Origin of the sequence: Fusobacterium varium, from assembly GCA_021531615.1 — a bacterium.
GTDB lineage: Bacteria > Fusobacteriota > Fusobacteriia > Fusobacteriales > Fusobacteriaceae > Fusobacterium_A > Fusobacterium_A varium_C.
Map to the genome: position 1 here is coordinate 1 of JADYUE010000004.1, position 16738 is coordinate 16738.

The 16738-nt window shown below is 28.3% G+C and carries 11 protein-coding genes; 1 reads left to right on the forward strand and 10 read right to left on the reverse strand.

The window, feature by feature from the left end; all coding sequences use genetic code 11:
• The coding region (locus I6E31_03030; GenBank protein MCF2638944.1) for a transposase at window positions 1-126 on the forward strand (126 nt) is incomplete at its 5' end.
• Window positions 127-317: 191 nt separating this feature from the next.
• Here the strand turns inward: I6E31_03030 and I6E31_03035 are convergent.
• The 10 genes from I6E31_03035 to rsmG all read right to left on the reverse strand — a co-directional run bounded on the left by I6E31_03035 (window position 318) and on the right by rsmG (window position 16737).
• Window positions 318-4178, reverse strand: a complete 3861-nt coding sequence (locus tag I6E31_03035) for an autotransporter outer membrane beta-barrel domain-containing protein (GenBank protein MCF2638945.1) — start codon at window positions 4176-4178, stop codon at window positions 318-320.
• A 293-nt stretch (window positions 4179-4471) separates the two neighbouring features.
• Window positions 4472-5449 carry a class II fructose-1,6-bisphosphate aldolase gene (gene fba, locus I6E31_03040; protein ID MCF2638946.1) on the reverse strand — a complete coding sequence of 326 codons (978 nt, stop codon included), beginning with the start codon at window positions 5447-5449 and terminating at the stop codon, window positions 4472-4474.
• Window positions 5450-5522: 73 nt separating this feature from the next.
• Window positions 5523-5996, reverse strand: coding sequence for a hypothetical protein (locus tag I6E31_03045; GenBank protein ID MCF2638947.1), 474 nt, complete (start codon window positions 5994-5996; stop codon window positions 5523-5525).
• Complete coding sequence (gene serS / locus I6E31_03050; protein ID MCF2638948.1) at window positions 5980-7251, reverse strand: serine--tRNA ligase; 1272 nt, start codon at window positions 7249-7251, stop codon at window positions 5980-5982. Before serS ends, I6E31_03045 begins: the two co-directional genes overlap by 17 nt.
• A 29-nt stretch (window positions 7252-7280) precedes the next feature.
• Window positions 7281-7874: a DUF2344 domain-containing protein gene (locus I6E31_03055; GenBank protein MCF2638949.1), complete on the reverse strand. Its 594-nt coding sequence runs from the start codon at window positions 7872-7874 to the stop codon at window positions 7281-7283.
• Window positions 7875-7943: 69 nt separating this feature from the next.
• The gene (gene lpxD / locus I6E31_03060; protein MCF2638950.1) at window positions 7944-8954 is read right to left on the reverse strand and encodes a UDP-3-O-(3-hydroxymyristoyl)glucosamine N-acyltransferase; all 1011 of its coding nucleotides are present in this window, start codon (window positions 8952-8954) and stop codon (window positions 7944-7946) included.
• A 21-nt stretch (window positions 8955-8975) separates the two neighbouring features.
• Window positions 8976-9455 (reverse strand): OmpH family outer membrane protein, encoded by a 480-nt coding sequence (locus tag I6E31_03065; protein MCF2638951.1) that lies wholly within the window; start codon window positions 9453-9455, stop codon window positions 8976-8978.
• A 31-nt stretch (window positions 9456-9486) separates the two neighbouring features.
• Window positions 9487-11571: an outer membrane protein assembly factor gene (locus I6E31_03070; GenBank protein MCF2638952.1), complete on the reverse strand. Its 2085-nt coding sequence runs from the start codon at window positions 11569-11571 to the stop codon at window positions 9487-9489.
• Between the two features lie 16 nt (window positions 11572-11587).
• Window positions 11588-16021, reverse strand: a complete 4434-nt coding sequence (locus I6E31_03075; GenBank protein MCF2638953.1) for a translocation/assembly module TamB domain-containing protein — start codon at window positions 16019-16021, stop codon at window positions 11588-11590.
• Between the two features lie 14 nt (window positions 16022-16035).
• Window positions 16036-16737 (reverse strand): 16S rRNA (guanine(527)-N(7))-methyltransferase RsmG, encoded by a 702-nt coding sequence (rsmG, locus tag I6E31_03080; protein MCF2638954.1) that lies wholly within the window; start codon window positions 16735-16737, stop codon window positions 16036-16038.
• Window position 16738: the final 1 nt, after the last annotated feature.

Genomic DNA, 16738 nt, shown 5'->3' on the forward strand with positions numbered 1-16738 from the left:
AATGGATTAATAGAAGGAATTAATAGAAAAATAAAAACGATAAAAAGAACCGCTTATGGATATAAAAGTTTTTATCATTTTAGAGCTAAAATTTTAATTAGTAATAATTTATTGGCAACAAAATAACTCCAGCGAAAATCACTGGAGTTACTTGAAAATTTATTTGTTTTTTCCACCAACACTATTTGACAAAGAGCCTTAAAAATCTCTTCAGCTAATTTCAAAGTTTAAAGTTATTTAAATTTACAACAACTTTTTAAGTTAATAATAAAGAGAAGATAAATATACAAAATTATTTATACTCTTTTTAAACTATCTTATTCAGCAACTTGTGTTTCATATTTTATATCCACTCTTCTATTCTTTGCTCTTCCTACTGCTGTACTATTATCTGCTATTGGTCTTGTTTCTCCATAACCTTTTGTTTCATAGTGGATATCTTCACTTGTTATGTTTTTCTTTAATTCCTCTTTTACTGCCTCTACTCTTCTTTCTGAAAGTTTTTGGTTATATGCTTCTGAACCTTTTGAATCTGTATGTCCTTCTAGCAATATACTTCCTTTTAACTTTTCGTCATTTATCACTTTAGCTACATTTGCTACTGATTTTTTCCCTTCTGGTTTTAATTCTGATTTATCAAAATCAAAATAACTATCTGCATCTAAACTTATAGTTCTCATTGTAACTGGTGTCAATTTAGGAACTGTCTGCTCTACTTTTTCTCCAAATCTATATCTAAATCCTAAGTTAAACTGCCAACTATTATTATCTCTTGATGTTCCAAATTGTTTTTCTACATCCATATATACATTAAAGTCTGGTGTAATCTCTCTTTCTGCTCCTAATCCTATATCATACCATGTTTCATCATTTTCATATTTTTCTCTTATACTTCCTGTTTTATCCTTAGCTGTTACTTCTTGGTCTCCTAAAAACTCATGATTGATATCTGCTTTTGCATATACAGTTGTAGTTTTATTTCCATTATCATCATAGAAGTCATGTCCTAATCTGAATCCTGCACGTCCTATTAAACTATGGATACTATCTAAATCTACTTTTGAATTTTGGTTTGTTGTATAGTCTGTATCATCTATATATGTATATTGTAATTGAACTTGTGGTTCAAAGTAAGATTTCTTATCTTCATCTAAATCTTTTCTATATCCATATTCTGCGCTTAATCCTAAGAATAGATTATCATAATCTCCTTCTACTTTATTTCCAGTTTCTCTACCGTAGATTTCAAAATCATTTGACATTCTTCCTACTCTAAATACATAATCGCTATATTTTCCATCGTTATATACATTTGTATCATATAACCATAAAGCATAACGATCTACATTTGCATCTCCATTGATATTTTTGAAGTCTACCTCGCCTTCTGAATATTCAAAAGCAATTCCTCTGTACTCTGTTCCTTTTCCTTCGTCCATTGAATAAGGTTTGTCATATCCTATTTGATACATATTATTATGTAATCTATATTCGTGGTCTTCTCCAACTCTGTCATTTCTTAATCTTACCCAAAGTCCTTCATTACCTTCAACAAAGCTCATGTCTCCTAGACGTTTATTTAGATTATCAAGATAAACAGCACTAGCATAATTAGCTTTTGACATTTCTATGATAGTTTTTCCACCATCATTGATTTCTCCATCTGCAGTTCTTGTTAGATACCAGTTTTCTCCATCGTGATATGTATTATTTGCTACTGTATTTCCTAGTTTTGCTTCTGATGTTTCATTTCCATTATAAGTTGTATTTTCTTTATCATCTAACATATAATTTTCATGATTAACATCATACTCTACATTTCTTACTCCTTCTTCTTTTGTATCATTTACTACAAATGTCATTTTTCCTTTTGCTTCTTCTCCTAATGTTGCAAAACGAAGTTTTTCATCAATTTCTAAATCAAGAAGATTTCTTCCAGATATATTTACTGTATGTAACATATCTTTTGTTCCTTCTGCAACTCTAGAAATATACAACATATTTCCTTGAGATTTATCAGCTGAATCTAGAACCATATTGAAAGTTCCATTTCCACCAATAGTATCTATAGACAAGCTACTTTTCTTATCATTTACTATCTCTTCCACATTTGTTAAATCAACTATTCCACCATTTGCGCCAAAATTCAAATTAGTTACAAAGCTTTGCCCTGTTACAACCCATTTAGCACCATTATCCATATTTATATTAACTTTTCCAGCTTTTGTAATGTCCATAGAATACTTTTCATTACGGAACATTTCTCCACCTAAATCGCCTTCTTTTCCTACTAAGTCAAAGTAGTTATCAGCTCTTCCAGTAAATACTGAGTTCTCTGAATTAAGGTCTAAAGTTGCTCTTCCACCATTAGCAGCAATTAGTTCTCCTAATACATTTACATTCTTTCCTGCTATATCAACTGTAGAACCATGTTTTCCTGCAACAATATCCCCTTTAATTAGTACATCTCCATTATTTATAATTTCATTTCCATCGTGATTATGACCTTTGTTTATATGAACATGTCCTCCTGCTGTTGCCATAATAGCTATATCAGAATCTACTGTTGCATTTCCTGAAATATTAATTTCTGTTCTTTCTTCAGTAGGAGTATTACCTATATTACCAAGGTCTACATGTTGTTGAGCATAAATTCCTACATTTGTAATACGGTCTGTTGTTTCATTTTCTGATTTCAAACTTTTAATTTCTGTATTTCCTAAAGTGATTTTTCCACCTTCTAATGCTTGTACTACTGGTCTTACTATTAAATGACTATTTTCTTCTCCAGTTGCTCCATCAATTAAGTAACTATTTCCTTTAAAAGAACTATCTCCATTAACTGTTATATTTGATTCTTTTCCTATAGCAGTCATTGCTATATCACTAGAAGAAATATCTAATTTACCACCAAAAGTTAATGTTGATCCTTTTGCTACTCTTACACCTTGAGTTACTTTTCCTTCTAATACTTTACTTATTGTATTATTTCCTTTAACAAGAATTTCTTTTTGACTGTCAGTTAAATTAAGTGTTGTTCCTACTCCACCACCATTAACAGTTACTAAACTATCTCCACCTATAGTTCCTGTACTCTTACCTGTAAAATACATTCCATAAGCAGTACTGTTTTCTGCATTAATATTTTTTATATTTAAATCTCCTCCTATACTCATAGAAGAAAATAATTCTGGTATTCCATATTCTTCATCTTTATATGTTTTATTTGCACGAATTCCATAAACAATACCATTTTTTGAAGTTGATGTTATATTTTCAATTGTTAAATTGTTTGCTACACCCTCTTTAGTTCCACCTAAATTAGCTCCAGATAACCTAATACCTGTTGTTTCTTCTCCATTTCCAGTTAAATTCTTTACAATAATATTATTTGCTTTTATAATTGGTTGAGCTGCATCATCATCTGTTCCAACATTAGTATATATTCCATATAAATACGACTCTTTTCCCTCAGAAGTCATAGTGTCTATAGATATTGTATTTGCCTCTATTTCTGAACAAGTGACAGAAAATCCATTTGCATACCATCCTTCATCTTCAGGTGTTTTAAAAGTAACAGTATTTATTGTAAGATCTCCAAGTTTATCCTCAGTTCCTATAATAGCTTTTGTATTATAAGCTATTGAAAAAACTCCACTCTCATAATCAAAACTTTCTTTCATTGTAATATTATCAATATCTAAAAAAGCTGTTTTAAATTCTGCTTCTTGTGTACGAATTACAGCTCCTGAATCATGAGTTGATTCCATAGTATCAACTTCTATTCCTCCAGCAAAATTTAGTTTATTAGGAGCATTAAAAAGGCTTACAAAATGTTGTCCTTTAATATTTTTACCAACAACTTTTCCTTCAATATCTAAATTTCCTTCAACAGTTTTTATAACACTATCAAATCTACTAGTTGTTACATTTTCAAATACTAAATCATGATTTCCTGTAATATTAAGCGTTCCATTGTTTTGAACTTCTATTTCAGTAGCAGTACTATCCGTAGTTAAAGATATATCTTTTATTTTATCTTCTCCAACATAAATTTTTCCCCAATCATCAGCATATCCAACACTTCCAGTAATCATAAATGCTACTACTAATCCTAAAGTAACTTTTACTTTTCTTTTTAAATATCTTTTAAGACTTTTTTCTAAATTATCTTTCATAATAATTCCCCCTCTGCTCTTTTGTCTTAAAAATATGTCATTTAAATTCAACTATATCTTATATAATAATTGTACCAAAAAAAAAAAAAAAGCAAGATAAAAGAAAATATTATTCAATTTTATAACATTTAATCTAATAGTATTTAATTTTAAAAATAGGGGTATTACAAGTTAATCGTTTAAAATAATTAATTTGTAATACTCCTATTTTAATTTTTTTATTATCAATTTTATTTAGCAAAAAACCAAAAAATAACCCTAGTGAATTATCACTAAGGTTATTTATCTTAAAACTATTTAGTTCCTTTTTTGTAAGCTCCTTCAGATCCAAATACATCTTGTATTTTAGTTTTATAGTAAGCTTTCATCTCTTCTTTAGCAGCTCCAAGATATTTTCTTGGGTCAAATTCTTTAGGACTAGTTCCTAATACTCTTCTGATTGCTGCTGTAAATGCAAGTCTTCCATCAGTATCTACATTAATTTTAGCAACTGCTGATTTAGAAGCAAGTCTTAATTGTTCATCTGGAATACCAATAGCATCTTTAACTTCTCCACCAAATTCTTTAATCATATTTGTATATTGTTGTGGAACAGCTGATGATCCATGTAATACAATTGGGAATCCTGGAATTCTTACTTCAATTTCTTTTAATATATCTAGTCTTAATTTAGGATCTTCTCCTGGTTTAAATTTGTGAGCTCCATGAGATGTTCCAATAGCTATTGCTAGTGAGTCAACTCCTGTTTTACTTACAAACTCTTCAACTTCATTAGGATTTGTATAAGTATGAGATTCAGCTTTAACATCATCTTCTATTCCTGCTAAAACTCCTAATTCAGCTTCTACTGTTACATCGTATTGATGAGCATATTCTACAACTTCTTTTGAAACTTCTATATTTTTTGCAAAATCATAGTGTGATCCATCAATCATTACAGATGAGAATCCAGCTTCTACACAAGTTTTAACAGTTGCTAGATCTGGTCCATGATCAAGGTGAAGAGCTACTGGAATATCTGATCCCATGTTTCTTGCTCTATCTACAGCTGCTTTAGCTAATAGAGGAACTACATCTGCTCCCATATATCCTAAAGCTCCTTTTGAACATTGAAGAATAACTGGAGACCCCATTTCAGCACAAGCTTCAACTATAGCAAGAGCCATTTCCATATTGTTAAAGTTAAATGCAGGAACTGAATATCCCTCTTTATTTGCTTTTGCAAACATTTCTTTAGTATTAGAAAGTCCTAAATCTTTATAATTGTACATTTACTTCCTCCTTATATTAAGTGTATATTTTAATTTTAGCAGATTCTGACTAGAAAATCAATTCTTTAATAGATCATATTTTTACTTTTATTTGTTTTAAAATATGCCTAAAAAACCATTTTATACGCATTCGTTTTTTTATTAGAACTAATGCTTGTGGAACTAAATCAATCACTGTTTCAATAACCTTTTGATATTTATTAAACTTTCCCCTTACTATTTTTTTTGCACTAACTATCCAAGAGATCATTAATAAATTAAATATTCTTAAAAAATTAAGTAAAAAATTAAACATTCCCTCTTCAGTTATATAAAAATTTGCAATTTTAAATAAAACTCTTCCCTCTTGTTTGTAAAATAGCTGTATTAAACATGTAGAAAAATACAGAAAGAACAGAAATTTCATCTTATTTAAATTATTTTTTAACTCTTTATTAAGTACGATATTCAATACTAAAAGAATTACTGAAATACCACACATAAATTTTAAATTATTTATAAAAATATTACTTAAAAGCAGTAAAAACAAACTACTTTTTAATAACATCTATTCCACCCATGTAAGGAACTAGAGCTTTAGGAATTAAGAATGATCCATCTTCTTGTTGATAGTTTTCCATAATTGCTACTAAAGTTCTTCCTACTGCTAATCCTGATCCATTTAATGTATGGCAGAATTCACTTTTTGAACTTCCATTTGGTCTATATTTAAGTCCCATTCTTCTAGCTTGGAAGTCTGTACAGTTAGAACAAGATGAGATCTCTCTATATTTATTTTGTGATGGTAACCATACTTCTAAGTCATAAGTTTTAGCTGCTGAGAATCCTAAATCTCCTGAGCATAGTTGAATAACTCTGTATGGTAATTCTAATCTTTGAAGAACTTCTTCAGCATTTAGAACCATTTTTTCTAGTTCATCATATGAAGTTTCTGGAGTAGCTATTTTAACCATTTCTACTTTGTTAAATTGGTGAACTCTGATTATTCCTTTAACATCTTTTCCATATGATCCAGCTTCTCTTCTGAAACAAGGTGAATAAGCAGTGTAATATTTAGGTAGATCTTTTTCATTTAAGATCTCTTGTCTATGGATATTTGTCATAGTAATTTCAGAAGTTGAAATTAGGAACATATCATCTGATGTTCTATACATATCTTCTTCAAATTTAGGAAGTTGTCCTGTTCCTTCACAAATTTCTCTTTTTACTAAGAATGGAGTGATATGTTCAGTATATCCATGCTCTGTAGTGTGCATATCTAGCATAAAGTTAATTAATGCTCTTTCTACTCTTGCTCCCATTCCTCTATAAAGAACAAATCTTGATCCTCCTAATTTAGATCCTCTTTCAAAATCTAGTATTCCAAGATCTTCTCCAATTTCCCAGTGTGCTTTTGGTTCAAAAGTGAATTCTCTAGGAGTTCCCCATCTTCTGATTTCTACATTTGATTCTTCATCTTTTCCAATAGGAGTTCCTTCTTGATATACATTTGGAATTGTCATTTGGAAATATCTAAGTTTTTCATCTACTTCTGCAAGTTTAGCATCTAACTCTTTTATTTGAGCAGAAACTTTTCCCATCTCTTCAATTATTTTTGAAGCATCTTGTTTTTCTTTTTTTAATCTAGCTATTTCAGCTGATTCTGTATTTCTTTTTTGTTTTAGTAATTCAACTTCTCCAAGAATTGCTCTTCTTTCTTCATCTAGTTTATCAAACTCTGCAAGGTCAATATTACTATTTCTATTAGCAAGCATCTCCTTTACAAGTTCTCTGTTTTCACGAATAAATTTTAATTCTAACATAATATCTATTCTCCTCTTTCCATTATTTATTAATTATTTGTTTTATATCCTAATCTTTTAATTTTTACATCTTGTTGCTCTATTCCAGCTAAATCAAGATATGAATTTGGAGATGTATTTATTATCTCCATTTCTATCATGTCACCCTCTCTTCTAAAAGATTTTATTCTCTCTTTTAGATTTCTAATAGTAACTTTTCCTTTTTTCTCTTTAACTTCTACAATCTCTTCTTGATTTAAAAGAGTCTCTAATTTTGTAATTATCTCCTCTTCACTTTCAATCTCGTAAACCATAATAGTATACTCTTCCATTATTGAAGCTTTTCCTATTACATCTTCTACTTTATTTACTCTAAATCCAACAACATTGCTACTGTTTAATCTATCAAAAACCTCTTCATTTGACATAGGTGTTTCTAATTCAAAGTCCATAAGTTCATTATATGCCTCTGTTCCCAAGGATATAGGACTACCAAAGGACATTTTTGGTCTTGGATGGAATCCTTGACTATATTTTACTGGAATTTGTGATTTTTTTAATAATCTATCAAAAAATCTCAGTAAATCTAAGTGGGAGATAAATTTCATCTCTCCAAACTTATCAAAATACACTCTTTTTTTCATTTTTACCTCATAATCTTATTTATTTTGTTTATATTATGTAATTTTACCACTTTATTTGATATTATTCAATTATTTTTCTTCTAATTTTTTTTCAATTGCTCTTACTCTCTTCAATAATTCAGGAAGTTTTTTCCAAGAAACTCTAACTTTTAGATCCTCTTTATGATCCATTAGTGGATAACCAGAAAGCATTTGATTGTCTGCTACATTTCCTGTAACTCCAGATTTAGCTGCTATTACAACATTATTTCCAATTTTTAAATGTCCAGCAACTCCAGTTTGCCCAGCTAGTGTTGTATTATTTCCAACTTCTACACTTCCAGCTATTCCAACTTGTGAAACAAGTAAGCAGTTTTCTCCAATAATATCATTATGAGCTATTTGAACTAAATTATCTATTTTAGTGTATTTTTTTATAACTGTATTTCCAATTGTTCCTCTATCGACTGTTGTATTTGCTCCAATTTCAACATTATCCTCAATAACAACATGTCCTATTTGATCTATCTTAGTATTATTTCCATTTATTTTTATAAATCCAAAACCATCTGAACCTATTACACATCCTGGTTGAAGAACACAATTTTTACCTATTTCACAAAACTCTCTAATTGAAACATTTGAATAGATAATTGTTCCCTCTCCTATTTTAACCCCTTCACATATTGTTACATTTGGATAGATAACTACATTATCTCCAATCTCTACATCATGTCCTATATATACATTTGGAGCTAGTTTTACATTTTTTCCTATCCTGCTTGAATCCTCTATCATCTTTTCAAAAGGTTTAGTTTCTCTTTTGAAAAAATTTAGAAGTTTTGGCATCAATGTTCTTGGATTTTCCTTAACTTTTAAATATGTCTTACCTATATTTTCTGGTAATGGAATATCTGGAACGATTATAACTTTAGCTTTTGTTCCCTGTAAATTTTTTAAAAATTTCTCATCTGATGCAAATGTTAAACTATCCTCCTGAGCTTGAAAAAAGGGAGCAAGCCCAGAAATATTTTCTAGACTTAAATCTCCCTTTACTTCACAACCAAGGAGAGTAATTAAATCAGCTAATTTGTAGTTCATAATTACCTCCCTAAAATATTTCTATTTCTTTATTTTTTCCATAGTTGTTATAACTTGAGTTGTTACATTTTCTCCACCAAATTTAACTGCTCCAGCTTCAAGTATATAATCATATTTTCCTGATTTTGCTACTTCATCTATAGCTTTATTTAAAGTTGCTTCAATAGCTTGGAATCTTGTAAATTCTTCTTTACTTAATTTAGTTTGTGAGTCTTGAATAAATTTTTGGAAAGTTTTTACTTGATTTTCAAAAGCTTTTTTCTCTTTGTCTGTAACTTTACTTCCTTTTGATTGAAGTTCTAATTGAGCTTTTTGAAGAGCAACTTCCTTTTGTTTTATCTCATTTTCAAGTCTAGTTTTTTCTTTATTTAAATTTTCTTGAACTACTCTAGTTTGTGAGAATTTTGAAAATGCCTCTTGTGAATTTACATATCCTATTTTTACTGCAAATGCTGATGCTGAAAGCACTAAAGCCATTACTGGTACCAATACTTTTTTCATTTTAGTTCCTCCTATTTGTAATTTATTTAGATTAGAATGATTGTCCCATATTGAAATAGAATTCCATTCCATCATCCATCTTATCTCCTACTGGCCATCCAAAGTCAAATCTTAATGGTCCAATAGGTGTATTAAGTCTTAAACCTACCCCAGCTGTTGTTGCTATTTTATCAGGGAAGTCTGCATTATGATAGTAGTCTTGAGCTCTTCCTGCATATTTCCAAGCTCTTCCTGCATCAAAGAATACAACAAATCCTAATAGATCATTAATTTGAGTTCTATTTTCTATTGTACCAACAAGTTTTTGAGTTCCTTTGAAGAATCCTCCCTCATATCCTCTTAGAGTACTTCCTCCACCAACCCAGAATCTTTGTCCCTCTTTAGTAGTGTCAGTCATTATTCCTCCAACTACTTTATAGGCAAAAGTATTATTTTTAAATAATCCTCTGTGGTATTTTCTAAGTTCTAAAGTAACATTTCCAAATACATCTCCATCATATCCATTAGCATACCCACCTTCTAATTGAAGTTTTGCATATTCTCCTGCTGTTGGATTCCAGAAATGGTTTCTTGTATCGTAAGTAATTGAAGGGAAGATACTCCAAATAAAGTACTTGTCATCCATTCCTTTTACTTCACTATGATTTCCTTCTCTCCAATAGTAGTTTCCATTTTCATATTTAAATTTATCTTTATCAGCTTCCTCTTCAACATATTCTAATTTTGTTCCAATTCCTAATCTTACATTTTTAGTAATTCCTTTTCCTATGTTGAATTTAGCTCCAATAGTATCTATTCTATTGAATAATGCACTATCATCATCTTCATAAGTATTTTTGTAGATACTCCATCCCCAAGAGATTCTATCTGTATCTTTAATCCATGGGTCATAGAAGTTAATTGAGAAACTACTGTAGTCTTCATCTGATTTTTCAAATGTAACTCCTAATTCTTGTCCTTTTCCCTTCCAGTTAGTATCTTTTATTGAAAGAGTTCCTAAAAGTCCAATTTCTGATCCGTAAGAGATTGCCCCTTGAAGTATAGCTGTTCTCTCTTCATCAAATAGAAGTACTATTGTTCTTCCATCAGGATCTCCAGGTATTGGTCTTGCTTCATATTTTACATTTTTAAAGTGTCCTAATCTCATTAGATTTTTTACACTTTCATCATATTTCTTAGAGTTAAATATCTCATCTTTTGAGAACTCTAACTCTCTCTCAATAACATAGTCTTTTGTTTTTAAAACATCATCTGTAGGTTTTCTTCTAGCACCTTTTTGTTTAGTTACCATTTTCTTAAATTGAATATCTCTTACTTTTCCTTCACTTAAATATATTTCAAGTTCAAGGTTTCCATTGATAACTACATCAGCAACTTCAGTAAGTGTATATCCATCATCTTGATATTTTCTTAAAATTCTATCTCTATCTTCTCTAATAGTATTGATATTGAAAACTTTTCCAGGTTCAGTTTTAATAACTTTCATAAGTTCATCTGTTGTATAAACAGTGTTTCCTATAATATTTACACCATTTAATATAGGATTTTCCATAACAGAGTAAATGATTTTTACTCCATTTCCACTTTTAACTGCATCTGGAACTACATCTCTAAAATATCCACTTTCAATAAGATTTTTATGTCCTTCTATAACCTTATTTTTAGAGAAATATCCTCCTACTTTAATAGGAACTAACTTAGCAAGCTCTTCTCTACTTACATATTGATTTCCTACAAATTCAACTGAATTTACAAGTAGTGAAGTATCTACCTTTCCTCTTTCAGATAGTGGAATAATTCCATTTTTTTCTAGTGCAGATTTAGCATCTCTGTTTTCTAACACGTTTACTATTAATTTTATACCACCATCATATACTGTTGGTTGTACAGCAACATCTGCAACATACTCTAATCCTTTGATGTTTTTGTAATCTTCAATCATATTTTCTGTTATAAACTTATTTCCCTCTTTTGAAACCATAACATCTAAAATGATTTCATAAGGAATTTCTCTATTGTTTACTACTTCTATTTTCTTTATGCTGTAGTTAGATTCAGCAGCAAAACTTAGAAGTCCCAATAGAAAAACCATCAGTGCTACTAATTGTTTTCTCATCCTTACCTCCGTTCAATTACTTTATAAAGATATCTAATAGATTATCATATTTTTTCTCAAATTTAAAGTCTATATGATAATTTATTGCATCTTTTGTTTTTTCATCTGATTTTGTTTGAACTCTCTCAGGTAGTTTCCCAACTCCTATTCCTATAGATCTTCCAGGTTTAAATCTATATTCTATTGAGAAATCGTACTCATCAAATGCCCCACTATTTTTTTCTGTTTTATCTGTGCTATCATCTCCTAACAAGTTTCCTCGTGCTACCCAATATAATTTATCCTTATAAATATTATCTTCTGCTTCTATAATTGCTCCTAATCTAAGTCTATTATTTTCTTCATTAGGATTATTAGTACTCTCATCTGTCATTATATTTGATTTTATTCTAAATTTAGAAATATTCAAAGTATTTTTTACTAGATTAGAAATAGGCTTAAATAGTGTTTGCGATAATTGACTTCCTATAACAGTCTTTATCAAAGTAGTTGAAGCTCCATCTGAAAACTCCTCACTACTATCTCCAACTAATAAAGAAGATAGATTTCCACTTGAACTTCCATTTTTAGAAGTTATTGTAAATTTAAGATCATCTAATTCTCCATTTATACTCATTCCTATCTCATCATTATCAACTTTTACCTTTGAATCTATTATCAAAGTAGGATTAACATTTGGCAAATAATCTTTTCTATCATTAAAAATAACCATTGCTTTATCTAGTTTAAATGTATTTCCATTGACTTCTAAAGATCCATTATTTACTTCTATATCTCCTAATAAAAGTAGTTTTCCATTTTTTCCACTAATATTTCCATTTACAGCAACTCCACCTGTTACATCACTTACAAATGCATTTAAATCTTGAATATCAAGATCAACATCATCTTTAGTTCTAAAGTTTACATCTAATTCCAAAGCTTTTTCAAAAACTGTGTCTATTTTAAAATCTTCTCCTAGTTCTTCACTATTATTAACAACTGTTGAAGAGGATTTAAATAAAAAGTTTTTTATAATTTGAAATATAGTTTTTGAATTATTAGGAATATCTGAAACTTTTCCGTCAAGTATAGTAATATCTCCTTTTAAAAGGTTATTTTTCATATTAAAATTGCTATTAAATAAAAGATTGAAATTCTTACCATATCTATAATCTATGTTTTCACTTTTTAAGCTTACATCATATTTTAGATCCTCTAAATAGTATGGATTCTCTGAAATCTCTGTTAGTGTTGGAAGTTCTAAGAAACCTTTTACCTCAACATCCCCTTTATTTAAAATTCCTTTTAAATTTTCTATATAAAGAAGTTGTTTATCCAATTTTATAGTACTATTCAGATTATTTAAATTAATATAGATATCATCATAATTTAAACCAAAGTTATTTAACTTAAAATAACCTTTGTTTCCTGTATCTTGAAGTTGTAAATTAAGTGTTGCATCCCCTTCTATATTAGTTATACCATATTTTTTCAAAAAAATATTTAAAAAATCTAAATTTATCTTTGAAGAGTCTACAAAAAAATTATATTTTTGATTTTTTAATCCTATGTTTCCCTTTGAATTTAATGAGTTATTTAGATATTTAAAAGAAAATGCCTCTAAATTTAAATTATCTAAATTTCCATTCAGTTTTACTAAGAAATTTTTGAAATTAACATCTTGCATAGAAATTTGTGGGCTTTGCAATGTTAAATTATATATCAAATCCTCTGCTGTTCCCTCTAATTTACCATTTGCTAAAATAGATCCCTTTATATTTTCATTACCTATATACTCTTCTAAATTCACTAAATTTATATTTTGATTTTTTATCTCAGCATCTATAATTTTAGTAGTCAAATCATAATTTGCTGTTAGTTTAATTATATCATGCAATTTGCTATTTGAGAGAATTATTTTATCTAATTTTATTTCTCCTGTTAAAATATCATCTGTTTTATAATTACCATTAATATATATATTAGGAAGTCTTTTTCCTCTCAAATAAATTTTATCAATAGTAGATTCTATTCTTATATCTGCTGTTTTAGCCTCACCTTTAGCTTTTACTGTCCCTATAACTCTATATTTTAAGTTTGTATCTGAGTAATATTCTGAAGGATCATCCTCTATAATGTTTAATATTCCAGAGTATTTTTTATCTTTTATTGAATAATATCCATTTAAAATACTAGTGTTTAGATATATTTTATTAAATTTCATTTTAAAATCTGAATAATTTATATTACCAGAAATTTTCAGATCTTTTTTCCCTTCAACAAGCTCAACTGTTGTATCATTTATTTTTATGTCAACCTTTGGATTATTTATCTTTCCAATTACCTTTCCTTGAATATCATTCAAATAAAATTTAGGATATTCTAAATTAAATTTTTCAAAGTTAAGCCCATTTATTGCAAAATCCATATTTGATTGAAGAGTTTTCAGATTAATAGTTCCCTTTCCATTTAACATACCATTTTCAAATTCCTTCAATTCAAATATATTATTTTTAATTCTAAAACCTAGTAATATTCCATTTATATCATAATCATTATATTTTACCTGTCCTATCTCTCCATTAAAGTCAAGATACAACTCTTTAGATTTTTTTAAATCTAAGTTTCCATGAATATTATTAATCTCTCCAATATATTTTAGAGAAAAATCTTTTATATCTAGATTAACTCCAGTTTCTTGAGCCTCTTTATATATTTTTCCTTTAAGAGTAGTCAATATCTCTAAATCATTCTCTTTAAGTTTAAAATTATTGCTTTCAACTAAAAGATTATAATCTAATTTATTTAGATCAACATCTCCATTTAAAATTAAGTTCTCTTTCTCTTGATTTTTATCTTTAGCTATAAGTTTATCAATTGTAATCTTATTGTTTTCAGCTATAAAATCAAGTGCAAGGTTAGCTCCATATAGATTTATATCTATAACTCCACTACCTCTTTCAAGATTTTTCTTTGTTAAATCATACTCAATAGAATATTTTCCATTTCTATAAAGTAAAATTTTATTTATTTTTGAGAAATATATCCCTCTTACTTTTAGTATATTAGATATGAAGTTAAATTTAAAATCCTCTTCTCCTGTATCAAAATTAAAACTTCCTTGAATATCTGGAAGAAAATCATTTACTTCTTTTATATTATTTAGAGAAAAATCTATATTTCCTTCACTATTGATATAATCTAATTTTAAAGAGAGATCTTTTTTAATATTTGTATCTTTTATTCCCAATATAGAATTTAATTTTTTTATATGTAATCCCTCTTTATCATAGATAAAATTACCTTTTAAGTTTTCTATTTCTAGATTCTCTACAAAAGATTTTTTTATAATATAATCAATTGTTACTGAAAAACCATTTTCTTTATTTAAATTCATATTAAATTTAACATCATCTATAAAAATATTTTCTAATGGTAGATTTCTATCCTTTAATAGTGAATATTTTTTCAATTCATCATATGAAATATTTCTAGCTGAAAAATCAATATTTAATTCTCCATTTTCATCAAATACAAGTAAAAACTTATCCTTAGTTTTAAAAATTTCATAATTAGCTTTTACCTCTATTCTTTTACCTAAAAAATCAACTGTTCCATCTAAAACTTTTACATCAGCATCTAAATCTTTATATCTCACTGCTACATCTTTAAAATCTGCTCCACCAAACATTCCCTTTGGAGAGATAGATAGATCTAAATTGAGTTTTCCCCCATTAAAATCTACCTCTTCTCCATCATAGGCATATTGTAAAAGATCATCTCTTACACTGATATTTTTTAAGATTATTGTCATATCATATGGTTGTTCACTTGTATTTAGTTTATAAGTATAAATCTGTCCATTATTGCTACCAGTAAACTCCATATCAATTCCAGTTTCTTTACTGAAAGTTAGATATCCATTTGTATTATAAGCTGTTTCTTTTATCGGATTTCTATATGATAGATCTGTAAAATTTGTTGTAGCATTTATAGCAGTTATTTTATCTATTGGTACTGCAATTCCTGGTTTATATACTTCCTCTTTTTTTATTTCAACCTTTTCTGTTTCAACTTTATTTTTATCGTCCTTAGTTCCACCTGTAAAAGCTGCAACTATATTTATATCACCATTTTTTTCTCTAGTTATATTAGCGATTCCATCATAAATTATAATCTCCTCTATTCTAAGATCTTCTAAAGATTTTTTAGAATAAAGTATATCTACCTTTGGTGCATCTATAATTATCTCTTTTTTATTGATAATTTTTAGATCCCTTACCTCTATCTTATTCTCCTTAAACTCTATTGAAGAACTTGATATTGTAGTCCCTAAAACCATTTGAACAATAACTTCTATTGTTTTAGGAAGGTGATAAGCTACTGCCCAATATCCTCCAAGAAAGACAAAAAGTGTTGTTAGCATTGTTATTACTTTTTTCTTATTCTTTTGATAAAACTCTTTCATTTTTTCCTCCTAAATTATAGAGGTCTTTTTAAAGGTATTCCTGATCTTCTTGGATATTTTTTATCATTTGATTCAAATTTTCTAATTCTAATTACTACTCTAGGATCATTACAAAATGGAAGATTTAAGTCATAAATATTTTCTATTCTACCTTTTAAAATATTCAGAGCATTTGTTGCCTCTTGCTCCTCACCTGTTCCTTCCATTTTTTGTGAAAGAAATTCACCATCTATTTTTAAGAAAGGAAGTATGTATTCTAAGATTGTACTAAGTTTTGAAACTCCTCTACATAACCCTAAATCATAACTCTCTCTATTCTCATCATTGATATAATCTTCTGCCCTTGAAGTAACAACAGTTACATTTGTCAGATCTAAATTTTCTTTTACTAATTGAAGAAATTTAGTTTTCTTTCCTATTGAGTCCATCAAAGTAAACTCTATCTCTGGATTGAAAATAGCTAAAACCATTCCTGGAAATCCAGCTCCTGTTCCTATATCTATAGCTTTTTCAGTTCCCTCTTTGATCAGATTTTGAAGTAATAGAGAATCTAAAAAGTGTTTCTCTATTATTCCCTTCTCATCTCTTATTGCTGTTAAATTAGTATGAGAATTATATTCAACTAACAAATTTAGATACTTTATTAAGTTATCTACTTTTTCCTCTGTATATTCTAAACCAATTTTTTTTATTCCTTCTAAAAGGTATTCTCTCATA

Coding starts and splice junctions, on each gene's coding strand:
- I6E31_03035 (MCF2638945.1), bottom strand. CDS start 4,178: ATGAAAGATAATTTAGAAAAAAGTCTTAAAAGATATTTAAAAAGAAAA.
- fba (MCF2638946.1), bottom strand. CDS start 5,449: ATGTACAATTATAAAGATTTAGGACTTTCTAATACTAAAGAAATGTTT.
- I6E31_03045 (MCF2638947.1), bottom strand. CDS start 5,996: ATGTTATTAAAAAGTAGTTTGTTTTTACTGCTTTTAAGTAATATTTTT.
- serS (MCF2638948.1), bottom strand. CDS start 7,251: ATGTTAGAATTAAAATTTATTCGTGAAAACAGAGAACTTGTAAAGGAG.
- I6E31_03055 (MCF2638949.1), bottom strand. CDS start 7,874: ATGAAAAAAAGAGTGTATTTTGATAAGTTTGGAGAGATGAAATTTATC.
- lpxD (MCF2638950.1), bottom strand. CDS start 8,954: ATGAACTACAAATTAGCTGATTTAATTACTCTCCTTGGTTGTGAAGTA.
- I6E31_03065 (MCF2638951.1), bottom strand. CDS start 9,455: ATGAAAAAAGTATTGGTACCAGTAATGGCTTTAGTGCTTTCAGCATCA.
- I6E31_03070 (MCF2638952.1), bottom strand. CDS start 11,571: ATGAGAAAACAATTAGTAGCACTGATGGTTTTTCTATTGGGACTTCTA.
- I6E31_03075 (MCF2638953.1), bottom strand. CDS start 16,021: ATGAAAGAGTTTTATCAAAAGAATAAGAAAAAAGTAATAACAATGCTA.
- rsmG (MCF2638954.1), bottom strand. CDS start 16,737: ATGAGAGAATACCTTTTAGAAGGAATAAAAAAAATTGGTTTAGAATAT.